This window comes from Amycolatopsis sp., from assembly GCF_036008905.1.
Taxonomy (GTDB): domain Bacteria; phylum Actinomycetota; class Actinomycetes; order Mycobacteriales; family Pseudonocardiaceae; genus Amycolatopsis.
The window spans coordinates 41458-63199 of sequence record NZ_DASYMU010000028.1; the positions used below are offsets into that span (position 1 = coordinate 41458).

Annotated in this window: 25 protein-coding genes; 9 read left to right on the forward strand and 16 right to left on the reverse strand. The window is 67.7% G+C overall.

Features of this window, described 5'->3' with window-relative positions:
• Positions 1 to 331: 331 nt before the first annotated feature.
• Genes VGP60_RS05770 through VGP60_RS05785 form a run of 4 tightly spaced genes read right to left on the reverse strand, consistent with a single transcriptional unit; the run spans position 332 to position 3718 of the window.
• Positions 332 to 1219 carry an ABC transporter substrate-binding protein gene (locus VGP60_RS05770; RefSeq protein WP_414640295.1) on the reverse strand — a complete coding sequence of 296 codons (888 nt, stop codon included), beginning with the start codon at positions 1217 to 1219 and terminating at the stop codon, positions 332 to 334.
• 5 nt (positions 1220 to 1224) lie between these two features.
• Positions 1225 to 1929: an ABC transporter permease gene (locus VGP60_RS05775; protein WP_327546810.1), complete on the reverse strand. Its 705-nt coding sequence runs from the start codon at positions 1927 to 1929 to the stop codon at positions 1225 to 1227.
• Positions 1926 to 2624, reverse strand: a complete 699-nt coding sequence (locus VGP60_RS05780) for an ABC transporter permease (protein WP_327546811.1) — start codon at positions 2622 to 2624, stop codon at positions 1926 to 1928. The genes VGP60_RS05775 and VGP60_RS05780 overlap by 4 nt, the downstream gene beginning before the upstream one ends.
• Complete coding sequence (locus VGP60_RS05785) at positions 2624 to 3718, reverse strand: ABC transporter ATP-binding protein (protein ID WP_327546812.1); 1095 nt, start codon at positions 3716 to 3718, stop codon at positions 2624 to 2626. The genes VGP60_RS05780 and VGP60_RS05785 overlap by 1 nt, the downstream gene beginning before the upstream one ends.
• Positions 3719 to 3801: 83 nt before the next feature.
• Between VGP60_RS05785 and VGP60_RS05790 the strand changes: the two genes are divergently transcribed.
• Complete coding sequence (locus VGP60_RS05790; RefSeq protein ID WP_327546813.1) at positions 3802 to 5214, forward strand: bis-aminopropyl spermidine synthase family protein; 1413 nt, start codon at positions 3802 to 3804, stop codon at positions 5212 to 5214.
• A gap of 161 nt (positions 5215 to 5375) precedes the next feature.
• Here the strand turns inward: VGP60_RS05790 and VGP60_RS05795 are convergent, their stop codons facing one another.
• The 3 genes from VGP60_RS05795 to VGP60_RS05805 form a co-directional block, all read right to left on the reverse strand.
• A complete protein-coding gene (locus tag VGP60_RS05795; protein WP_327546814.1) occupies positions 5376 to 6554 on the reverse strand; it encodes an NADP-dependent malic enzyme in 1179 nt (392 codons plus the stop codon).
• A gap of 406 nt (positions 6555 to 6960) precedes the next feature.
• Positions 6961 to 7716, reverse strand: coding sequence for an ABC transporter permease (locus tag VGP60_RS05800; protein WP_327546815.1), 756 nt, complete (start codon positions 7714 to 7716; stop codon positions 6961 to 6963).
• Positions 7709 to 8671 (reverse strand): ATP-binding cassette domain-containing protein, encoded by a 963-nt coding sequence (locus VGP60_RS05805; RefSeq protein ID WP_327546816.1) that lies wholly within the window; start codon positions 8669 to 8671, stop codon positions 7709 to 7711. The genes VGP60_RS05800 and VGP60_RS05805 overlap by 8 nt, the downstream gene beginning before the upstream one ends.
• A gap of 96 nt (positions 8672 to 8767) precedes the next feature.
• Between VGP60_RS05805 and VGP60_RS05810 the strand changes: the two genes are divergently transcribed.
• Complete coding sequence (locus VGP60_RS05810) at positions 8768 to 9517, forward strand: TetR/AcrR family transcriptional regulator (protein ID WP_327546817.1); 750 nt, start codon at positions 8768 to 8770, stop codon at positions 9515 to 9517.
• 31 nt (positions 9518 to 9548) lie between these two features.
• On the opposite strand, the gene VGP60_RS05815 is transcribed toward VGP60_RS05810, so the two are convergent.
• Positions 9549 to 11204, reverse strand: a complete 1656-nt coding sequence (locus VGP60_RS05815; RefSeq protein WP_414640293.1) for a GMC oxidoreductase — start codon at positions 11202 to 11204, stop codon at positions 9549 to 9551.
• A gap of 142 nt (positions 11205 to 11346) precedes the next feature.
• Entirely contained in the window at positions 11347 to 11817 is a 471-nt protein-coding gene (locus VGP60_RS05820; RefSeq protein WP_327546819.1) for a hotdog fold domain-containing protein, read from the reverse strand.
• A 61-nt stretch (positions 11818 to 11878) separates the two neighbouring features.
• Between VGP60_RS05820 and VGP60_RS05825 the strand changes: the two genes are divergently transcribed.
• Both VGP60_RS05825 and VGP60_RS05830 read left to right on the forward strand, forming a co-directional pair.
• Positions 11879 to 12460: an acid phosphatase gene (locus tag VGP60_RS05825; RefSeq protein ID WP_327546820.1), complete on the forward strand. Its 582-nt coding sequence runs from the start codon at positions 11879 to 11881 to the stop codon at positions 12458 to 12460.
• Between the two features lie 11 nt (positions 12461 to 12471).
• Positions 12472 to 12954, forward strand: a complete 483-nt coding sequence (locus VGP60_RS05830; RefSeq protein WP_327546821.1) for a GNAT family N-acetyltransferase — start codon at positions 12472 to 12474, stop codon at positions 12952 to 12954.
• Between the two features lie 3 nt (positions 12955 to 12957).
• Here the strand turns inward: VGP60_RS05830 and VGP60_RS05835 are convergent, their stop codons facing one another.
• On the reverse strand, positions 12958 to 13437 hold the full coding sequence (locus VGP60_RS05835) for a hypothetical protein (protein WP_327546822.1): 480 nt from the start codon (positions 13435 to 13437) through the stop codon (positions 12958 to 12960).
• A 329-nt stretch (positions 13438 to 13766) separates the two neighbouring features.
• Here VGP60_RS05835 and VGP60_RS05840 point away from each other — a divergent pair, with 329 nt between their 5' ends.
• Together VGP60_RS05840 and VGP60_RS05845 are read left to right on the forward strand one after the other, a co-directional pair.
• Positions 13767 to 14708, forward strand: coding sequence for a diacylglycerol/lipid kinase family protein (locus VGP60_RS05840; RefSeq protein ID WP_327546823.1), 942 nt, complete (start codon positions 13767 to 13769; stop codon positions 14706 to 14708).
• 286 nt (positions 14709 to 14994) lie between these two features.
• Positions 14995 to 15249: a WhiB family transcriptional regulator gene (locus VGP60_RS05845; RefSeq protein WP_327546824.1), complete on the forward strand. Its 255-nt coding sequence runs from the start codon at positions 14995 to 14997 to the stop codon at positions 15247 to 15249.
• Positions 15250 to 15488: 239 nt separating this feature from the next.
• On the opposite strand, the gene VGP60_RS05850 is transcribed toward VGP60_RS05845, so the two are convergent.
• A complete protein-coding gene (locus VGP60_RS05850) occupies positions 15489 to 16985 on the reverse strand; it encodes a sensor histidine kinase (protein ID WP_327546825.1) in 1497 nt (498 codons plus the stop codon).
• A gap of 5 nt (positions 16986 to 16990) precedes the next feature.
• Positions 16991 to 17206, reverse strand: a complete 216-nt coding sequence (locus VGP60_RS05855; protein ID WP_327546826.1) for a biotin/lipoyl-binding carrier protein — start codon at positions 17204 to 17206, stop codon at positions 16991 to 16993.
• A 118-nt stretch (positions 17207 to 17324) separates the two neighbouring features.
• Between VGP60_RS05855 and VGP60_RS41660 the strand changes: the two genes are divergently transcribed.
• Entirely contained in the window at positions 17325 to 17399 is a 75-nt protein-coding gene (locus VGP60_RS41660) for a 50S ribosomal protein bL37 (RefSeq protein WP_414640296.1), read from the forward strand.
• Between the two features lie 60 nt (positions 17400 to 17459).
• On the opposite strand, the gene rsrA is transcribed toward VGP60_RS41660, so the two are convergent.
• A complete protein-coding gene (gene rsrA, locus VGP60_RS05860; protein WP_327546827.1) occupies positions 17460 to 17777 on the reverse strand; it encodes a mycothiol system anti-sigma-R factor in 318 nt (105 codons plus the stop codon).
• Positions 17774 to 18433 carry a sigma-70 family RNA polymerase sigma factor gene (locus VGP60_RS05865; RefSeq protein WP_414640294.1) on the reverse strand — a complete coding sequence of 220 codons (660 nt, stop codon included), beginning with the start codon at positions 18431 to 18433 and terminating at the stop codon, positions 17774 to 17776. The genes rsrA and VGP60_RS05865 overlap by 4 nt, the downstream gene beginning before the upstream one ends.
• A gap of 226 nt (positions 18434 to 18659) precedes the next feature.
• Between VGP60_RS05865 and ybaK the strand changes: the two genes are divergently transcribed.
• Positions 18660 to 19139 (forward strand): Cys-tRNA(Pro) deacylase, encoded by a 480-nt coding sequence (gene ybaK / locus VGP60_RS05870; RefSeq protein ID WP_327546829.1) that lies wholly within the window; start codon positions 18660 to 18662, stop codon positions 19137 to 19139.
• A 70-nt stretch (positions 19140 to 19209) separates the two neighbouring features.
• On the opposite strand, the gene VGP60_RS05875 is transcribed toward ybaK, so the two are convergent.
• A complete protein-coding gene (locus tag VGP60_RS05875) occupies positions 19210 to 19818 on the reverse strand; it encodes an alpha/beta family hydrolase (RefSeq protein ID WP_327546830.1) in 609 nt (202 codons plus the stop codon).
• Positions 19815 to 20597: an SOS response-associated peptidase gene (locus VGP60_RS05880; RefSeq protein WP_327546831.1), complete on the reverse strand. Its 783-nt coding sequence runs from the start codon at positions 20595 to 20597 to the stop codon at positions 19815 to 19817. The genes VGP60_RS05875 and VGP60_RS05880 overlap by 4 nt, the downstream gene beginning before the upstream one ends.
• A 117-nt stretch (positions 20598 to 20714) precedes the next feature.
• On the opposite strand from VGP60_RS05880, the gene rsgA reads away from it, so the two are divergent.
• Positions 20715 to 21719 (forward strand): ribosome small subunit-dependent GTPase A, encoded by a 1005-nt coding sequence (gene rsgA, locus VGP60_RS05885; RefSeq protein ID WP_327546832.1) that lies wholly within the window; start codon positions 20715 to 20717, stop codon positions 21717 to 21719.
• Positions 21720 to 21742 lie beyond the last annotated feature (23 nt).

Here is a 21742-nt window from a genome sequence, read left to right on the forward strand (position 1 = left end):
ATTCCTGTCGAAAAAGAGTACTCGAATGGCCGCCTACGAAAGTAGCGCTCCGGGCACCGCGGAAATGGTTTGCCACCATGCGAGACGGCTCGGGGAGACTGGGCGCATGCTCGTTCGACAGGAAATCCCGGCGGACGCCGACGCAATCGCAGCGGTACACACCGCCGCTTTCCGGAGCCGGACCGAACCGGACGCGGAGGTCGTCGAAGCACGCTTAGTAGGCGAACTCCGTGAAGACGGCGATCTGATCGCGCCACTGTCCCTTGTGGCCGTACAAGACGGAGTGATCGTCGGGCACGTCTGCGCGCCCGGCGTTCGAGCGCCTCTAGCGCTAGGTCCGCGCGAGCAGGCCGTTGTCACGAAGGAAGTCCTCGGCGATGTCGAGCGCGTTACGTTTCTTCTCGCTGTACTGCACGTTGAGTTCGGTCAGTTTGTCGGTGGTCAGCGCCGCCGACGTGCGGTTCAGCGCGTCGGTTTCCTGCGGCGACAACGTGCCCTTGGCGACGAGCGGCACGATGTTCTGCGCCGGGAACATGTTTTTGTCGTCGGTCAGCGGGACGAATCCGTTCGCGGTGATGGTCGACGAAGTGCTGAACAAATCGGCGACCTGGACGTCACCGGATTTCAACGCCGCCACGGTGACCGGACCACCGGTGTCAGTGGTCCGTATTTCCTTGAATTCACAGCCGTAGAGTGTTTTGATCTTGTCCTTCCAGCGCGTGCTCCACTGACCGGGACCGCCCATCACCAAATCCGCGCACCGCTTGCCGAGATCGGAAAACGTGCGCACGCCGGTGTCGGCGAGGTCCTTGCGGACGACGAGCAGGTCCTTGTCCTCCGCGGGTGCCTGGTCCAGCACCTCGAACCCGGCCGGCAGTTTCTGCTTGAGCTGGGCGTAGACGTCCTGCGAGGTCGTTGCCTCGGTTTCCTTGTCGAAGTACCGCAGCAGGTTGCCGCTGTAATCCGGGACCACCGAAAGCGACTTGTCCTGCAACGCCTTCACCACGACTTCGCGGCTCCCGACCGGCGGCCGGACCTTGACGTTCTCCGCGCCCGCGTTGCGCAGCGCGCCGGCGTAGATCTGGGCCAGCAGAAGGCTTTCGCCGACGTCCGAGGCGCCGATGATGATGTCCCCGGTCGCCCCGCCTTCGGCTCCCCCGGCCAGCGGATTACCACAAGCCGTTGCCAGCAAAGCGAAACCGGCCAGCAAGGTCGTCAGCTTCTTCACGCCGTTCCCCCCACGATCACGGTCTTCCCGGACGCGGCCGCCGCGGCGAGCCGCACTCCCTTGGGCACGAGCGCGCGTTGCACGGCGGCGAGGATCAGGTCCAGCACGATCGCCAGCAGCGTCGTCAGGATCGCCCCGGCGACCACCTGCGAATAGTCGAGCACCGCGAGTCCGTCGAGCAGAAAGCGGCCGAGACCGCCGAGACCGACGTAGGCGGCCACCGCCGCGGTGGCGACGAGCTGCAGCACGGCGTTGCGGATTCCGCCCAGTACCAACGGAAGCGAGATGGGTACCTCGACCTTCCACAGCCGTTGCCAGCCGGTCATGCCGACGCCTTCCGCCGCGTCGACGACACCCTTGTCCGTCGCTTGGAGCCCGGCGTACGTCCCGGCGAGGATCGGCGGCACGGCCAGTACGACCAGGCCGATGATCGTCGCCGTCTCGCTTTCGGTGAAGATCAGGAAGAGGAACGTCACCAGGCCGAGAGTGGGCAGCGCGCGGATCGTGTTGCCGGCGCCGACCAGGATCACCCCGCCGCGGCCGGTGTGGCCGACATAGAGCCCGAGCGGCACAGCGATCACCAGCGCGATGACCAGGGCCAGCAACGTATAGCCGAGGTGCTGGAGCAAGCGGGTCGGGATACCGTCGGCGCCCTGCCAGTGGGCGGAGTCGCCGAACCAGTTCAGCAGGCCGGTGATCATGCGGCAGCCACCTTCACGGTGCTCTTGCTGGTCGTCGCGCGTTCCCACGGCGTCAGCAGTTTCCGGAGATACACCAGCAGCAGGTCGACGACGAGCGCGAGCAGCATCGTCAGCACGATCCCGACGACGATCGGCGAGAAGTACTCCCGCTGGAACCCGTCGGTGAAGAGCACGCCGAGCCCACCGGTGCCGATCAGCGCGCCGACACTCACCAGGCTGATGTTGCTCACCGCCGCCACCCGCACTCCGGCCGCCAGCACGGGAACCGAAAGCGGGAGCTCGACCCCGAAGAACCGCGCCGCGGGGCGATAGCCGACGGCCGTGGCGGCCGCGACGACATGCGGCGGCACGGCGTCGAGCGCGTCGAGCACCGGGCGCACCAGCAACGCGGTGGTGTAGATCGTCAGCGCCACGATGACGTTGACACTGTCGAGGATCTTCGAGCCGATGATGCCCGGGATCACCACGAACAGCGCCAGCGACGGGATCGTGTACAGCAGGTTCGACACCACGAGCAGCACGCTGCGCGCGATCTTCCACCGCTGCCCGAGCCAGCCCGCCGCGACGGCGAGCACGATGCCCAGCACCAACGGCAGCAACGCGAGGTAGCTGTGCTCGAGCAGGTCGCCGAGGATCTCCGAACGGCTGTTGGCGCTGCTCAGGTAGGCCCCGAGCTCCGAAAAGAAGTCGCCCATCAGAGCGCCGAACTCTGCGGCTGCCCTTCGATCACTTCGAGCACCTGCCGCGCGGTGACCACCCCGACCACCTTGTGGGCTTCGTCGACGACCACGCCGAGACTGGCCGGTGAGGACAATGCGGCGTCGAGCGCGCCGCGGATCGGAGTTCCTTGCTGGTAAAGGGATCCACCGGCGACGAGCTGCTCTTCGGCGAGCGGTCCCTCCACTGTGGAGCCCGGCGGGAGCCAGCCTCGCGGCTGGCCTTCGGCGTTGACCACGATCAGCCAGCCGGTGTTCGGCCCGGAGAGCGTACCGCCGATTTCCACGGTGTCGGCGTTTTTCACCTCGACCCCGCTCGAGGACAGGAAGGAAAGCCCGCGATAGCCCCGATCCTTGCCGACGAACGACGCCACGAAGTCGTCGACCGGGTGGCGGAGCACGTCCGAAGGCGTGCCGTACTGCGCGAGCACCCCGCCGACCCGCAGCACCGCGACCTTGTCGCCGAGCCGCACGGCTTCGTCGATGTCGTGGGTGACGAACACGATCGTCTTGCCGAGCTGGGTCTGCAGCCGCAGCAGCTCGTCCTGCAGCTCCTCGCGGACGATTGGGTCGACCGCGGAAAACGGCTCGTCCATCAGCAGCACGGGCGAATCCGCGGCGAGTGCCCTGGCGACGCCGACACGCTGCTGCTGGCCGCCGGAAAGCTGTGCCGGGTAGCGCTTGCCGAGCTCCACGGGCAGGCCGACGGTCTCGAGCAGTTCGGCCGCGCGCTTGCGGGCCTTCGCCTTGTCCCAGCCGGTCAGCAGCGGGACGGTCGCGACGTTGTCCAGGACCGTCCTATGTGGAAACAGCCCGGCGTGCTGGATGACGTACCCGATGCCACGCCGCAGCAGGGCCGGGTCGGAGTCGCGGATGTCCTTGCCGTCGAGCAGCACGGTGCCCGAAGTCGGCTCGATCATCCGGTTGATCATGCGGAGCGACGTGGTCTTGCCACAGCCGGACGGGCCGACGAACACGGTGATCGTGCCGTCCTCGACCGTCAGATTGAGGTTGTCGACGGCGACCGTGCCGTCGGGATACCTCTTCGTCACACCCTTGAACTCGATCGTCACGCCGAACTCCCCACATAGGATTGAAAAACCGTAGCCCACCTCCGGTCGGTTAGCACGGTGTTCCACTCACTAGGCTGCACACAGTGAGCTCACTCGACGACGTCTTCGCTGACCATGGTGTCCAGGTTCGGCCGTTGAGGCTGGCGATCACCCTGCTCAGCCACGGCTGGCAGCAGTTCGACGAGCTCATCCGCGCCACCGCCGCCCCTCGCCGGTCCATTCAGGAGCTTTTCGAGGCACTCGGCGACGATCTGGAACGGGACGGTCACGCCGCGCGAATTCGTCCGGGCGCCGACTATTCGCGCTATTCCGTCACCGCGCAGGCCGATCCGCTCGACGCCGAAGTCGCGCTCCGGGGTGAGTTGCTCGACACACTGACCAAGTACGTCGCCGACGTCCCGCCCGCGATGGCCGCGCTCGACCACGTCCAGGCGACACCGGAGACCGTGCTGCGCCGGGCGCTGTGGCTGGACGCGCGCTACGACCTGCGCACCGCGCGGCTGCTGTTCCTCGGCGACCACGACCTGACCTCGCTCGCCGTCCGCGCGTTGCGACCCGAGGCGGACCTGACCGTGCTCGACCTCGACGAGCGTGTGCTCGAATACGTCGACAGGCTGTCCGGGCGGACGATCCGGACAGTGCACGCCGACCTCCGCGTCGGCCTGCCCCCGCTCGTCCTCGGCTCGGCGGATCTCGTGTTCAGCGACCCGCCGTACACCCCGGAGGGCATGGGGCTCTTCGCGTCGCGCGGAATCCAGGCGCTGCGCGAGCCGACCAAGGGCCGCATCCTGCTGGCGTACGGCTACAGCCCGCGCCACCCCGCGCTCGGCGCGCAGGTGCAGCGCGAACTGGCGACCCAAGGGCTCACGTTCGAGGCGATCATCCCCGGCTTCCACCGCTTCACCGGCGCGCAGGCCATCGGGAGTTCGGCGGACCTCTACGTCTGCCAGCCGACCGCGAAGGCCAAGAAGTCCCGTGGCGCAAAAGGAAAAGCGATCTACACGCACGGCCCGCAGTCGGTCGAGTCCGGCAACACCAAGCCGGATCTCCTGGAGCAGCTGGACGAGATCGCCGCCGAAACCGGGCTGACCGTCGAGATGCGGCCCGCGGACTGGTCGATTCCCGCCGCACCCGGCCAAGCCGTCGCGATCGACCTCAGCGCCGACCCCGGCCCGTGGCTGCTGCGCGTCCTGCTCGCGACCAACGCCCAGCGCGTCGCCGTCCTGCTCCCCAACGCGCATCCGGACCTCGGCAACGCCGAAGCGCAGGCCGCGCTGATCGCGCTCGTCAGCGAGAAGTACACCCTGCGCCTGCTGCGGAGCACGCCCGGCAACAAGCACGCCGTGGTCGTCGCGGACGCCGTCGAAAACCCGCGTGAGCTGCTCACCAAGGCCCACGCGAAACTCGGGAACGTGAATGAGGCGGTATCCGGGGACCTCCTCGGATACCGCCTCATCGACCTGCCCCGCCACCGGCTGGCGGAGCTATTTATTTGACGGGAAAGGCAAATGCGACCTTCGCCATCTGTCGACAGATGGCGGTAGTTGCGGACGCGGGGTATCACGTGATGTCGACATCTCGTGGTGCGTGGTCGGGTTGGGTCGTGAATGGCAACGAGTGTTAGAACACTTGTTGCCACTCACGAGCCACCCAAGGTTTAGCGCGTCACGCCGTCGGCGACGGCGGCCTTCGCGACGGCCGCCGCGACCTCGGGGGCCACGCGCGGGTCGAGCGCGCTCGGGACGATCCTGTCCCGGGCGAGGTCGTCCTGCGCGATGGCGAAGATCGCGTCCGCGGCCGCGAGCTTCATGTTCTCGGTGATCGACCGCGCGCCCGAGTCGAGCGCACCGCGGAACACGCCAGGGAACGCCGACACGTTGTTGATCTGGTTCGGGAAGTCGCTGCGCCCGGTGGCGACGACGGCCGCGTACTTGGCGGCGATCTCCGGGTGGACCTCCGGGTCCGGGTTGGAGAGCGCGAACACGATCGCGTCGTCGGCCATGTCGGCGAGCAGGCTCTCTTCGATCAGCGAGCCGGACAGGCCGAGGAACACGTCCGCGCCCTTGAGCGCCTCGCCGAGGCCGCCGCGCAGGCCGGCGCGGTTGGTCGAGAGGGCGAGCTGCTGCTTGATCGGGTTCAAGCCGTCACGGCCGTCGTAGATGATGCCCTTGGAGTCGAGCACGGTGACGTCCGCGACGCCGGCGGCCAGCAGGATCTTGGCGCAGGCGACCCCGGCCGCACCGGCGCCGGAGATGACCACGCGTTCGGCGGCGATGTCGCGATTGAGCACCGCGTTCGCGCCCCGCAGCGCGGCCAGCGTCACGATCGCGGTGCCGTGCTGGTCGTCGTGCATGACCGGGCAGTCGAGCGCGGCCTTGAGCCGGTCCTCGATCTCGAAGCAGCGCGGCGCCGAGATGTCCTCGATGTTGACCGCGCCGTAGGACGGCCGCAGCCGCACGATCGTCTCGACGATCTCGTCGACGTCGGTGGTGTCGAGCACCAGCGGGATCGAGTCGAGCCCGCCGAAGGTCTTGAACAGGACCGACTTGCCCTCCATGACCGGCAGCGCCGCGCTCGCGCCGATGTCACCGAGACCGAGCACCGCGGTGCCGTCGCTGACCACCACGACGAGCCTGTCCGCCCAGGTGTACTGCTTCGCGAGCGCCGCGTCCTCGGCGATCGCGCGGCTGACCTTCGCCACCCCGGGGGTGTAGGCGATGGAGAGGTCACGCGGGTCGGAAATCGGGCGCCTGGCCGCCACCGAGAGCTTGCCGCCCTCGTGGCCGCGGAAGATCTCCGCGTCCGTCACCGGTGCCGTACGGGCCTGGTCGTTCATGCTGGGTCCTGTCGTTGAGTCCGGCGTGGTCGCGGTGGGGGACTCGGGATTCGTGGATTGAACGGATGTCACGGAAAACTCCTGGGACTGCGAGCGGGGGAACACCGGGACCAGTGGAAAGCCCACACATCTCCGGTGAAACTGACTCCTCCGGCACGGCAGCCCAGCGCGGTAGCGCCGGCCTGTCGGCTAGGCGTCTCATCGGCCATCTGTGCCCTTGGTGAGGCGATGGCCGCGGACGCGGCGGTCCGACCATCATGACAGGCGGCTCCCCGCTTGTGACCCCATGGTGCGGTTCATGTCACACAGTCAGGGGTTTTAGGCTGGTAGGCACGGGTTTAACAAAACGTCCGTCCGGCTTTTTTGGCCGGGTGGACGTTTTGCCAAACCGGAGTCCGAAAAGGACTCAAGAAGTACGGCGCTTGAACAGCGCCGCCGACGCCACGATCGATACCACCAGAATGCCGCCGCACCAGGCCAGCGCCACCCACGGCGTCGAACCGACCGGGGTATCGAGCAGCAGTCCGCGAATGCTTTCGATGACCGGCGTGATCGGCTGGTTTTCCGCGAAGCCGCGGATCCACGACGGCATGGTGTCCACCGGCACGAAAGCACTGCTGGCATAGGGCACGAACATCACCACGAAGGTGAATCCGTTGGCGCCTTCCGGGGTTTTCGCCAGCAGCCCGGCCGCCGCCGAGAGCCAGGAAATCGCCAGGATGAAGGCCAGCAGGATGCCGAGAGCCGCAAGCCAGTCCACTAAGCCCGCGGCAGGCCGGAAACCGATGAGGAAGGCCACCCCGAACACGAGCACGGTGGACGCCAGATTGCGCGCGACACTGGCCGCCACATGCCCGGCGAGGATGGCCGCGCCGCTGATGTCACGCGAGCGGAACCGGTCGATGATGCCGCCGGTCATGTCCTTGCTCACGCTCACCGCGGTCATCGACGCCCCGAATCCCGCGCACAGCAGGATGATTCCGGGCGTGACATAGGTGACGTAGGTGGTGCCGGTGTTGATCGCGCCGCCGAAGAGGTAGACGAAGACCAGCATCAGCATGATCGGCAGCATCAGCGACATCGTCAGCGCTTCGGCGTTGCGGCTGGTCAGGCGGAGGCTGCGGCCGATCATCGTGCGGGAGTCGGCGAAGGTGTCAGACATGGGCCGTCTCCTTTTCGGTGGACGCAGTGTGCCCGGTGAGTGCCAGGAAGACGTCGTCGAGCGTGGCGCTGTGGAGACCGAAACTGCGGATGGCCCGATGCGCTGGGTCGACCTCGTCGAGCAGCGCGCGGACGTGGGCCGCGCTCCCGTCGGTGGCGGCACCGAGGGTCAGGCGCGCCGGGTCACGCAGGATCACGCGGTTGCCGAGGATTCCGGCGACGATGTCGAACGCCTGCGTGTCGGCGAGCACGAGGTCGACGCGATGGTCCGCGACGCGCTTCTTCAGTTCCGCCGGCGTGCCCTCGGCGACCACGGTGCCGCCGTCGATCACGGCGATCCGGTCGGCCAGTTTGTCGGCCTCTTCCAGGTACTGCGTGGTGAGGAAGACGGTGACGCCGTCGCCGACGAGCTCGGTGATGACCTGCCACATCGCCTGGCGGCTGCGCGGGTCGAGCCCGGTCGTCGGCTCGTCGAGGAAGATCACCGACGGCCGGTCGACCAGCCCGGCGGCGAGGTCGAGCCGGCGGCGCATGCCCCCGGAGTACGTCGAGACGCGGCGCTTGCCCGCGTCGGCGAGGTCGAAGCGCTCCAGCAGTTCCCGCGCCCGGCCGCGGGCCTGCGGACCCGAAAGACGGGACAGCCGTCCCATCATGCGCAGGTTCTCGTCCCCGGTCTGCTCTTCGTCGACCGCCGCATACTGGCCTGTAAGGCTGATCCGGCGGCGCACTTCCCGGCGCTCACCGACGACGTCGAAACCCGCTACACGCGCCGCCCCCACGTCGGCGCGCATCAGGGTCGCCAGGATGCGGACCGTGGTCGTCTTGCCCGCGCCGTTGGGTCCCAGCAGCGAGAACACACTCCCCTTCGCGACCCGGAGGTCGACGCCGCCGAGGACCTTCACCGCCCCATATGACTTCTCGAGGCCCGTCGCCTCGATCGCCCATTCGCTTGTCATGACTTGACTCCCCATGTTCTGCGTATGGCATACGCTTCATTGCGTAAGCTATACGCAGTGCGAGCCGGGCGTCAAGCCCATGCGAAGGTGGGAGCGATGGAAAACGACAGCGGCACCGGCCTTCCGGCAAGCATCGAAGCGGCGTGGGGCGTGCGCGAACGGCCGACGAAGGGGCCGAAACCCGGCCTGAGCCTGGAGCGGATCATCGACGCCGCGGTGGCGATCGCGTCGGCGGAAGGGCTCGCGGCGGTGTCGATGAACCGCGTGGCCAAGGAACTCGGCGCGGGCCCGATGTCGCTCTACCGCTACGTGACCGCCAAGGACGAACTCGTCTCGCTCATGGAGGACACCGCGTTCGGCCCGCCGCCCGAACTCAGCACCGGGCACGACTGGCGCGCGGGACTCACCGAGTGGGCTTGGGCCATACGAGCGTCCTACCAGCGGAATCCGTGGTCGCTCGGCATCCCGATCTCCGCGCCGCCGATCACGCCGAACCAAGTCGCCTGGCTGGAACGGGGGCTCCACTACCTGCGGGACACCGGGCTCGCCGAGCACGAGAAGTTGTCGACGGTGCTGCTGCTCAGCGGCTACGTGCGCAACGATTCGACCGTCATGGTGGCGGTGTACCGCTCGTTCGAGACCTCCGGTGCGGCCTCGGGGGACGAGTGGATGGCCACTTACGCCCGCAGGCTCGCGAAACTGACCGACCGCGAGCGGTTCCCGGCCCTGCGCGCCGTCCTCGACGCTGGCGTCCTGGAACGCGCCGACGACCCGGACGAGGAGTTCGTCTTCGGCCTCGAACGCGTCCTCGACGGCGTCGAAACCCTCGTCACCCGCCGCTCCTGACCACCCGCCATCTGTCGACAGATGGCGATCTCTAGGCGCGGATGTCTTCGGCGAGGACGCGTTCGATGTTGCGTTCGGCCAGCGCGGTGATCGTGACGAACGGGTTGACGCCGGTGCTGCCCGGGATGAGCGAACCATCGGTGACGTAAAGGTTTTCGTAGCCGCGCACCCGGCCGTAGAGGTCGGTCGCCTTGCCCAGCACCATCCCGCCGAGCGGGTGGTAGGTGAACCGGTTCTCGAACGTCCGCGTGTCGCCGAACAGGTCGTAACGGTAAATCGTCCCGTTGGCGCGGTTGATCTTGTCGAACAACGCCTTCGCCGCGTCGATCGACGGCTGCCCCTGCGACGACGTCCACTGCAGCCGCGCCGAGTCGGTCGCGTGGTCGTAAGTGAAGTGCCCGCGCTCGGGGTTCTTGGTGATCGCGAGGTACAGGCTCGCCCAGGTCTCCAACCCGGCGGGAACCGGCGCGATCTCGGCGAACACCGGGTGCACGGGGTCGTTCCAGTTGTCGATGCCCATCGCGGGCATCCCGGATTCGAGGCTGCCGACGGGGTCCCACAGATGGTTCGCGCGGCCGAGCATGACGTTGCCATTGGTGCCCCAGCCTTGGCCGATCTCGTCGTTCAACGCCGGCAGCCGGCCGGTTTCCCTGGCACGCAACAACAATTCGGTCGAGCCGATACTGCCGGCGCCGAGGAACAGGTACTTCGTGCTGATGCTCTTGGTCGCCAGCACGGTGCCCTGGGCGTCGATCTGGCGGACGACGAGCGTGTACGTGCCGTTGGGCTGCCGGAGGATTTCGCGAACCTCGTGCAGCGTCTGGATGGTGACGTTTCCGGTGCCGAGCGCGGCGGCGAGATAGGTCTGGTCCAGCGAACGCTTGCCGTGGTTGTTGCCGTAGATGACTTCCGAGCCGAGCGCCGAGCGCGGGACCGTGCCCGCTTCTTCCTTTTTCAGGTACTCGAAGTCGTAGACGCTGGGGACGAACGCCGTCTTGAACCCGGCCCTCGCGGCGGCTTTGCGCGACACCCGCGCGTACTTGTAGGACTTGCTCTTCTCGAACCAGGCCGGGTCGATGTTGTTCATCCCGAGCGCGGCATTGGCTCGCGGGAAGTAGGTGCCGTACATCTGGTCCGCGTCGACAGCGGGCAGGATTTCCTCGAAGTAGTCGCGGCGCGGCGTGACGGCCATGGCGCCGTTCACCAGCGAGCCGCCGCCGACCCCGCGGCCGAGATAAACGGACATGTCGCCGAAATGCACCCTATCGAGAACGCCCGCGTACGACTCGATGTCGTGATTCGCGATGTCGAGCCAAAGAAAAGACGCCAGGGGCGCCTCGGTGCGTGTCTTGAACCACATGGATCGCTTGTCCGGCGCGAGCATGTCACAGAAGACTTTGCCGTCCGGGCCGTTCTCGTTCCAGAGCTGGCCCATTTCCAGCATGACCGTCGGAATTCCGGCTTCGCCGAGCCGCAGCGCGGTGACAGCGGCGCCGTAACCGGTTCCGATCACCAACGCTGGCACGAAATCCGGCAGTGGGAGCTCGTTCCGATTCGCCGCGGTCGCGGCCGCATCGGTCGAAATCGCGGTCAATCCCAGCGCCGCGGCCGTGTTCAACGCCGCCAATCCCAAAAAACGCCGCCGATTCAGTGCCGCTTTGAATCCGGAAGAAGCCATGCGCGGCATGTTTCCCGCCCTCCCCGGCCCGGACAAGAGCAAACACGAATCCAATTCGGGTCAACCAGGTAAACACCGTTAAGTTCACCCACTCGGGTGACCCGAAACCGTGCAACACACCTACCGGAACGTGCGTAGGCGTATTGCACGGTCATGACTTGCGGGTCACCCAGATGGCGATGGTGGCGGTGACGACGGGCTTGCCGGCGGCGTCGGTGATCGTGACCGGGACGGGTAGTTCGAACCCCGCGTCGCCGAATTCCGGGATCTCAGGCACCTCGGCGACGGCACGCAAACCCGTCTCGGCCTTGGCGAGGTACTCGACCGTCATGCCCTTGGGCAGCCAGCGGTGCGTGTCGGGCACGGTGGCTTCGGCGAGCATGCCCATCGCGATCTCCGCGAGGTTGCAGGCCGCGATCGCGTGAAAGGTGCCGATGTGGTTGTGGACACCCCACCACTTCGGCGCGGTCACCTCGCAGTACCCGGGCCGCAGCTCGCGCACCGACGGGACGACCGTCCGGAAATAGGGCACTCGCAGGCACATCGCCGCGGAGAAGGCCCGTTTGCCGCCGGGTTTGGCCGCCAGCCTGCGCCACATCGCGAACGTCGGACTCGGTGCCATGATCCCTCCAGTCTTAACTACTCGTCAGTAGCCAAGCAGAGCGCAGGCTATATTCGCAAACGTGGCTCATCAGCTCTTTCTCATCCGACACGGACAAACCGAGTGGTCCCTCAGCGGTAAGCACACCGGCCGCACGGACATCCCGCTGACGCCGGCGGGCGAGGTCCAGGCGCGCGCCGCGGGCGTCACGCTGGGCACCCTGCGGAAAGGACCCGCACTGGTCCTCTCGAGCCCCCGGAGACGCGCCACGCACACCGCGGAACTCGCGGGCCTGGAGGTCAGCGAGATGACCGAGGAGCTCGCCGAGTGGGACTACGGCGACTACGAGGGCATCACGACCGAGACGATCCGCGAGACCGATCCCGGCTGGACGGTGTGGACCCATCCGATCCCGGGCGGCGAAAGCGCCGAGCAGGTGGCCGCCCGCGCGGACAAGGTGCTCGAACGCGTGCACGCCGCCCTCACCGAGTCCGACGTCGTCCTCATCGGACACGGCCATTTCAGCCGGGTCCTGGTGGCCCGCTGGATCGGCGAGCCGCCGAGCGCCGGCGTCCACTTCGCCCTCGACCCGGCGAGCATCACCGTGCTCGGCGACGAACGCGGCGAACCCCAGATCGAGCACCTCAACCTTCCCTCGAACTAACCGGAGTTTCGTTGCCAGACAGCAGAATCCGCCGCGTCCGCGAGTCGGACGCCGTCGCCGTGGTCGGTCTCGTCTACGAGCTGGCGGCCTACGAAAAGGCCCCGCAGGACTGTCACCTGACAGCGGACCAGCTGCGCACCGCGCTGTTCGGTGAAGCCCCCGCGCTCTTCGGTCACGTGGCCGAAGTGGACGGCGAAGTCGTCGGCTGTGCCTTGTGGTTCCTGAACTTCTCGACCTGGCGCGGCGTGCACGGCATCTACCTCGAAGACCTCTACGTCAGCGAGACGCAGCGCGGATCGGGGCTGGGCAAGGCCTTGCTGGCCGCGTTGGCCGACGAGTGCGTCCAGCGTGGCCTGGAACGGCTCGAATGGTCCGTACTGGACTGGAACCCCGCGACGGAGTTCTACAAGGCGATGGACGCCGTCCCGATGGACGGATGGACCGTCTACCGGCTCGCCGACGAACCCCTCAAGGCACTGGCCGCACAGGCCTAGGCCCTACTTTTCCTCGCGCTCGCGGCGGGCGGCCCGGCCGGCCGCTCCGCCGCGCTCCGCCGCTTCTTCCTCGGTCTCGTCGTCGGCCTGGCCGAGCGCCCACGCCCGAGAGGGCCGCCGGAACACCAAAACCAGCACCGCGACGCCGATCACCGCGAGCGGCACGCCGAGCAAGGGCTGCGAAGCCGGCCCGGCGCTGTACCAGCCGACACCCACCAGCAGTAGCGCGATGACGACAGCGGGTGAACGGGCCCACGTCTTGCCCATCAGCAGCCCGGCGGCACAGAAGAGTGTCGCGGCCGCCAGCACCACGTAGTAGGCCAATTCGGCGTAGATGTTGTTCCCCGACGGGGGCGCCTCTCCGAAGCTGTTGACCAGCAGGAGCACGGTCAGGACCAGCAGGGCGAGCCCCGGCAGCGCGGTGATCGCGCCCGCGAGGCGCACCTCGAGCGGAGCCGGCGAGATCTTGTCAGCGAGCGGCACGAGAGACAAGCCTTCCGGGCAACTTGGTACTGGACACGGTGTCGCTACCCGTACGGGTGACCGTGCGTGAGCACATTCGATGGTATGCCACCCGGTCGGCCGTTTCTGCGCGGCCGTCGGGACGTCAAGATCTGAAGTGTCGTCGATGAGCGGGCGGTCGGCCCGGGTGCACTTGTCACGGCAGCGGCTCTACGTCGTGCGAAGGAGGACCGCCCGCCACAGGAAACCGTGTCGCGTGAGAGTCAGGACCACCGCTCGCCGCTGAGCTTCGCGTCACCATGCGCGCTCAGGTTTTCCGCGTGCACGGTTTCGTCACTTACCCTGCGGTAGTGCGCGCAGTCCTGATCGTCAACCCCCAGGCCACCTCGACCACCCCCGGTGGACGAGACGTGCTGGCCCATGCGCTGGCGAGCCAGGTCAAGCTCGAGGTCGTCGAAACGGACTACCGCGGCCACGCCAAGGCCGTGGCCCGTTCGGCCGCCCGTGACGGCGTCGACCTGGTGGTGGCGCATGGTGGCGACGGCACGGTCAACGAAGTGGTCAACGGCGCCCTCGCCGACAGCGAGGGCGATCCGCGGGGGCTGGACCACCACGGCTTCGGCCACGTGCCGATGCTCGGCGTGGTCCCCGGCGGATCGGCGAACGTCTTCGCCCGCGCGCTCGGGATCTCGCCCGACCCGGTCGAGGCGACGCATCAACTGCTGCGCGCGCTCGAAGAGGGCCGCTCGCGCAGCGTCGGGCTGGGGCTGGCCGACGGGCACTGGTTCACCTTCAACTCCGGCCTCGGCTGGGACGCCGATGTCGTGGCGACGGTCGCGAAACGGCGAGGCAAGCAAGCCACCACGGCGCTGTATCTGCGGGCCGCGGTCACCAACCATCTGCGCCCGCCACTGGGCCGCCCGAAGCTGACCGTGCGAATTCCGGGTGAAGAACCGGCGGAGGTCCGCACCGCGTTCGTGTCGAACACCGATCCGTGGAGCTACCTGGGGAACCGTCCCATCCACCTCAACCGAGGTTGCTCGTTCGACGGCGGATTGGGTTTATTCGCGCTGAGCGGTCTGGCGTTGCCCACCGTGTTCAGGCATTTACGGGGTGCGTTGAGCACCAAGGGGGAACAGCGCGGGCGACGTCTCCTTCGTCACGATGATCTGCCGATAATCCGCATAGACGCAGCTGAGCCGGTAAACTTCCAGGTGGACGGGGACCTGGTGGGTCAGCGGACCAGGGTGGAATTTTTCAGCGTCTCCGGCGCGTTGACAGTGGTGGTTTGACTGTCCCGCGGCCCGGCGCTCCTCTGATCGCCTGCGGCAAAGTGTTACAGCCGCTCGCCGACGCAGAAGCTCCGTTCACCGCACCGGCCTTCCCATCCGGGGGCCGTTTCGGACAGAAACCGCAGGTCAGGCACGTCGCCCGGCCGGGTGAGCTGACTCACCGATCTTCAGAAAACCCTTGTCGAACGCGGTGCTTCGTGAAAGCATTCACAAGCACCCAAAAAAACGACCGCCATTTGACGACTTTGGCGCGGTTCGCCGCGTCAAGTAAAAGGAGCTCAGAGACATGGATTGGCGCCACGACGCGGCCTGCCGAGACGAGGACCCAGAGCTGTTCTTCCCGGTGGGAACCAGCGGTCCGGCTCTCTCGCAGGTGACCGAGGCGAAGTCCGTGTGCCACCGCTGCACCGTCGCTTCCGACTGCTTGGCCTGGGCATTGGCCAGTGGACAGGATGCTGGCGTATGGGGCGGCATGAGCGAGGATGAGCGACGCGCTCTCAAGCGCCGCCGCACTCACATTGGCACGCGTACCAACGCCTGAAGTACCACAACAGCAAAATCTGGTCGCACAACCTCGCGTCGGCTTAAAATCTGGCGGCGGGTGAGCCTTGCGTTCACGTGCCAGAGGTGATACCGACCCAGATCCAGCTTAACAAGAGGGACTACGCCGGCCCCGATCGGGGTCGACCAACCTCACAGGGACTTGAAGTCCTCCCGCGGAATCGTTTAAGGGCCGACACCAGTTTGCAGGTGTCGGCCCTTAAACGCGTCTTGACCTGTTTAGATGCGGCGGCTGAGCGGAATCCGCAGCACCGCTTCAGTGCCACCCGATCGGGGGCCACGCAGCGAAAGCGAACCCCGAAGCTCGGACTCGATGAGCGTCCGCACGATCTGCAGGCCGAGCCCGTCGCTGCGTTCCAGCGAGAATCCGGCGGGTAGCCCGCGGCCGTTGTCGCGGATGACGATGTCGAGCCAGCGGGCCGATCGCTCCACCACGAGTTCGACCTTGCCCGGCCGCCCGTCCGGGAAGGCGTGGCCGACGGCGTTCTGCACGAGTTCGGCCAGCACCATCACCAGCGGGGTCGCGATTTCGGCGACGACCACCCCGAACGAGCCGCTGCGGGACAGGCTCGCCTGCGATTCGGCCGTCGCGACTTCCCCGACCATCGGCAGCACGTTGTCGAGCAGCTGGTCGAGGTCGACCCGCTCGTCCACCGAGACGGACAGCGCTTCGTGCACCATCGCGATCGAGGCGACCCGCCGCACGGACTCGCCGAGCGCCAGCCGCGCCTCCTCGCTGGAGGTGCGCCGGGACTGGAGCCGCAGCAGCGCGGCCACCGTCTGGAGGTTGTTCTTCACCCGATGGTGGATTTCGCGGATCGTCGCGTCCTTGGACAGCAGTGCCCTGTCGCGCCGCTTGACCTCGGTGACGTCCCGCACCAGCACGAGCGCGCCGGCCGCCTGCCCGGCCGGGCGCAACGGCAGCGCGCGGAAGAGCACCACGGCACCACGGCGGGAATCGGCCTCGGTGCGGCTGCCGGGCTTGCCGTCGAGCGCGTCGATGATCCGGTGGGAAACCTCGGTGGCGTCGAACGGGTCGCGGATCAGAGACCTGGTCAACGGCGCGAGCCTGGTCCCGACGAGATCGGACTCGTGGCCCATCCGGTGATACGCCGAAAGCCCGTTCGGGCTGGCGTAGACCACGGTCCCGGACGCGTCCAGCCGGATGAGGCCGTCACCCACCCGTGGACTCGTATGGGTGTCGGACTGGTTGTCGCGGCTGGGGAACGTCCCGTCCACGATCATCTGGCAGAGGTCACCCGCACTGCCCAGATAGGCGATCTCGAGCGGGCTCGGCACGCGGGGCTGCGCGAGGTTCGTCTCGCGGCTCATCACCGCGATGACCTTCTTGCCGAACGTCACCGGCACGGCCTCGCGGCGCATCGGGAGGTCGCGGTACCAGTGCGGGTCCTCTTCGCGGCAGATCTTCACGTCCCGCATCGCCTTGGCGAGCTGCGGATGCTCGTCGACGGTGAACCGCGTGCCGACGACGTCTTCCGGGTGCGCCGTGGGGGCCGTCGTCGGCCGCGCGTGCGCGACACAGACGAAATCACCGCCGTCGGGATGCAGTCCCTCGGCCACCGGGACCCAGAGCAGGAAGTCGGCGAAGGAAAGATCGGCGAGGAGCTGCCACTCCGCGACCACGGTCTGCAGGTGGTCGGCGGCCTCGCCGGGCAGCCCGGTGTTCTCGGCCAGCAGATCGGCAAGGGTAGACATGGGGCTTACTCAATCACAGCGAGCAGATCGCCCTCCTGCACGACGTCCCCTTCGTGCACCGCGATCTCCGCCAGCGTGCAGGGCACCTCGATGAGCACCGGGATCTCCATCTTCATGGACTCGAGGATGACCAGCGTGTCCCCGATCTTCAACGGCTCTCGCGCCTTCGCGACGACCTTCAGCACGTTGCCCCAGATATCTGCCCGGATGTCCTCGGCCATTGGTGGTGCCCTCCTACGAGTTCGGCGCGCATGACACACTAGAGGGCGTTGATCCGAGCCCGGCAGGCGCGCAAGCACCCCGCAGAGGCCACCCCGGAACGAGTGACGAGGAGTGAAAATGTCGAAGCGAGCTCGCAAGCGCCGCAGCCGGAAGAAGAACGGCGCCAACCACGGCAACAAGCCCAACTCTTAAGTCGCTGACGACTGAGGCCACCTTCACCAGCTGGTGAAGGTGGCCTCAGTCGTGAACGGGCTATTCCGAGCGCTGCTCGATACTGATCTCGGTGCGCTCGATCGCGACGCTGCCGCGCAACTCGACCGTCTTGCGGATCGACGCGCGGAGCCTGCTCTTCAGATCGTCCGGCGCGTGGTCACCACCGCATTTGCGGGCCAGCAGCTGCTTGAGCTGCTCGTCGATGCCGTATTCCTCCAAGCAGGGAGGGCAGGTGTCGAGGTGGTGCCGGATCTCGGCCTCGCGAACCGCGCCACACTCACGATCGAGCAGCAGGTAGATCTCGGCGAGTGCCTTGTCGCAATCGACCTTGTCGGAGTCGCCGCAGGCGTCGTTCATCGACCCGCCACCTCCTGCTTGTCCTTGCCGGAGCGGATAAAGCCGCGCTCACGGGCGACGTCGGCCAGCAGGTCGCGCAGCTGGGCGCGGCCACGGTGCAGCCGGGACATCACTGTCCCGATCGGAGTCTCCATGATTTCGGCGATCTCCTTGTAGGCGAAACCCTCGACGTCGGCGAGGTACACGGCGAGCCGGAACTCCTCCGGCAACTTCTGCAGAGCGAGCTTCACGTCGGTGTCGGGCAGATTGTCCATCGCCTCGACCTCGGCGGAGCGCAGCCCACTGGAGGTGTGACTCTCCGCCTTCGCGATCTGCCAATCGGCGATCTCGTCGGTGGGCTGCTGCAACGGCTGGCGCTGACGCTTGCGGTAGCCGTTGATGTAGGTGTTCGTGAGGATGCGGTACATCCACGCCTTGAGGTTCGTGCCCGCCTTGAAGGACGCGAACGCGGCGTACGCCTTGAGGTAGGTCTCCTGGACCAGGTCCTCGGCGTCGGCCGGGTTGCGGGTCATCCGCATGGCAGCGGAGTACAGCTGGTCCAGCAGCGGCATGGCGTCGCGCTCGAAGCGCTCGGCGCGCGCGCCGGCCTGCTCCGGCTCCGTGCCCACCTCGGGCACAGCTTTTTCGGGCACTGCTGGGTCTTGCGTGCTCGGCAAACCGGTCCCTTCCCAATGGACGCCGATGCGCGGGGGCGCATACGTCTGCATCGAGGATACGCGGGACGCGTCGGGCTGGCCTGGCACGCCAGGCTTACCCGGACGGTCGGCGCCGCGCACGGTTGCGGAACTGCGATTGGCTAGCGTTGTCACCACGTCCGGTTTAACACAAACCGGGGGCGACGCATTCCCCGAACCGGGTGAACGAACTTCTGGGCTGGTGATCATGGCTGGTAAGGGCACGCCGGCGACAGCGTTGCTGGCGAAGCAAAAAGTCGCGCACACACTGCACTCCTACGAGCACGACCCGCGACACGAATCCTTCGGCCTCGAAGCCGTCGAAGCGCTCGGGCTGGACCCGGCACGGGTGTTCAAGACGCTGGTCGCCGACATCGACGGCACGCTGACCGTCGGGGTGGTGCCGGTCACCGGGCAGCTCGACCTGAAGGCGCTCGCGGCGTCGGTCGGCGGCAAGAAAGCGCGCATGGCCGATCCCGCGGCCGCCCAGCGCGCGACCGGGTACGTGCTCGGCGGGATCTCGCCGCTGGGGCATCGCAGCCGGCTGCCGGTCGTCATCGACTCCTCGGCGGAGAACTTCGAGACCATGCACTGCTCGGCCGGCCGCCGAGGCCTGGAAGTCGAACTCGCCCCCGCCGACCTGGTGCGCCTGACCAACGCCGTCGTGGCCCCCATCGCCGCCCCTTGAAGCGCTCCAGAGCGGGAGCAAGGGACCTTTACTACCGCCAAACGGCAGTAAAGGTCCCACGCTCCCGCCGTCAGGCGAGCGGGCGCAGCACCCGGCCCAGCCATTCGGCGGCGGCGCGGGAGACGCCTTCGAGGTCGGCGCTGAGGTTGTGGTCGCCGGCGAGCATGACGAGCTCGTGGTGGTGGCCGGGTTTCGGGACGCCGAACGGGTCCCGCTCCCCCTGCACGATCAGGGCCGGGACCTCGACGGCGTCGAGCTCGAACTGGCGGCTCTTCTCCGGCTTACCGGGCGGATGTTCGGGGAACGCCAGCGCCAGCACGGCCACGGCCTGCCCGGCGGACGCCGTCCGGCAGGCCACCCGCGCGCCGGAGGACCGGCCGCCGAACACCAGCGGCAGGCCGTCGAAACGCGCGGAAACCTCGTCGGCGACGGTCAGCCACGACTCGTCCAGCTGCCGTGCCGGGGCGGGCGCACGACGTCCGGCCACCCGGTACGGCTGCTCGACGAGCGCCACGTGGACACCGGCGCCCTGCGCCGCCCTGGTGACCGCGACCAGGTCTTTCGCCTGGATGCCGCCGCCGGCGCCGTGCCCCAGCATGAGCACGGCGATGCCTTCCTCGGCGCAATGCAGCTCGGCCCGCGCGGGGCCGAAGCCGGTGTCGATCTGGATGCTGGTCATGACCGTGGGAGCTCGAAAAGAGCGCCCTCGTCCTCGTGATCGAGCTGGACCATGGCCTCGACGCGGTCGAGGAGCTCGGGGCCGTTGTTTCGCACGTTGTTCACTTTGCTCGACACCGGGCGCAGTTCAAGGGCGTCCACGAGATCGAGTGACGGCGGCGTCAGCAACGAAGTGACGTCGTCGCTGTCCGGGTCCAGCCAGTTTTCCCAGCTCTGCTGGGGCAGCAGCAGCGGCATCCGGTGGTGGACCTCGACGAGATTGCCGACGGCTTCCGTGGTCAGCACGGTGAACGTGATCAGCGGTGACGTGCCAGGCTCGCTCTTGGGGTCACGCCAGGTCTCCCAGAGCCCGGCCATCGCCAGCGGCGCGGCGTCGGGGCCGGTCATGAAGAAGGCTTCCTTCTCCTTGCCCACCCGCCGCCACTCGTACCAGCCGTCTGCGGGCACCAGGCAGCGACGGCTCGTGAGCGCCTTGCGGAACGCGGGCTTCTCGCTCGCCGTCTCGGCGCGGGCGTTGATCATCTTGTTGCCGACGGCGGGATCCTTGGCCCAGAACGGCACCAGGCCCCAGCGCATCACCCGGAGGGTGCGCTCGGCCGGTTCGCCGGGGAGCACCGTGCCGTCGGCGTCACGCGGGTGGCGCTGCACGACGGTGACCACGTCCTTGGTCGGCGCCACGTTGTAATCGACCGGCAGGAAGTGCCCGCCGGTGGCGTCGGCCGCGCCGAACTGCTCGATCAGCGTGGTCGGATCCATCGTGGCGGCGTAGCGGCCGCACATCGGGGGAACCTCCTTCGAGCGGTGGTGTGATTCGTCATCGTTACACGGTTGCGGGGGCGATGGCGAGCGGCGTGGGATCATCTCGGGTGATGACCGGATATCGAGAGGTGTGGCGGCTTGGGTAGCAGTGACTGGCGCAAACTGGACGAGAGTGATGTCCGGATCCGTCCTGGCAAGAGCACCCGCCCCCGCAGCAAGCAGCGCCCGGCACACGCGGACGCCTCGACGGCGATGGTCATCGGCAAGGACCGCGGCCGCTGGACGTGCGCACTGGACGGCGACCCCGAGCGGGTCGTCACCGCGATGCGCGCCCGCGAAATGGGCCGGGTCTCGGTGGTGGTCGGCGACACCGTCGGCATCGTCGGCGACGTCAGCGGCAAGACGGACACGCTCGCCAGGATCATCCGCGTCGACGAGCGCACCAGCGTCCTGCGCCGCACGGCCGACGACACCGACCCCTTCGAACGGGTCGTGGTGGCCAACGCCGCACAGCTGCTGATCGTCACCGCGCTGGCCGACCCGCAACCCCGTACCGGTTTCATCGACCGTTGCCTGGTCGCCTGCTACACCGGCGGCCTGCAGCCCATCCTCTGCCTCACCAAGGCCGACCTCGCGAGCCCCGACGCGCTGATGGCCGGGTACGCCGGTCTGGACGTCCCGGTCGTGGTCAGCAGGCACGACGAGGAACCGGAAGGGCTCGACGAACGTCTTAAGGGGCGAGTAACCGCACTTGTGGGGCACTCGGGAGTCGGGAAGTCCACCTTGGTCAACCGGCTGGTGCCGACGGCTTCGCTGGCCGTCGGGGTGGTGAGCGCGATCGGAAAGGGCCGGCACACCTCCGTGGCCGCCGTGGCACTGCCGCTGCCGAACGGCGGCTGGGTCATCGACACCCCGGGCATCCGCTCGTTCGGTCTCGCCCACGTCACCGCGGACGACATCGTGCTGGCGTTCGAGGAGTTCGCGGCGGCCGCGGAGGAATGCCCGCCGGGCTGCGGACACCTCGGGCCACCGGACGATCCGGACTGCGCGCTTGACGACGTGGTGGCACAGGGCGCGGCGAAAGCGGACAGGCTGACGTCGTTGAGGCGGCTGCTCGCTTCTCGCGCCGGGACGGAAACGTGACGAAGAAGCCGTAACTTCTCGTG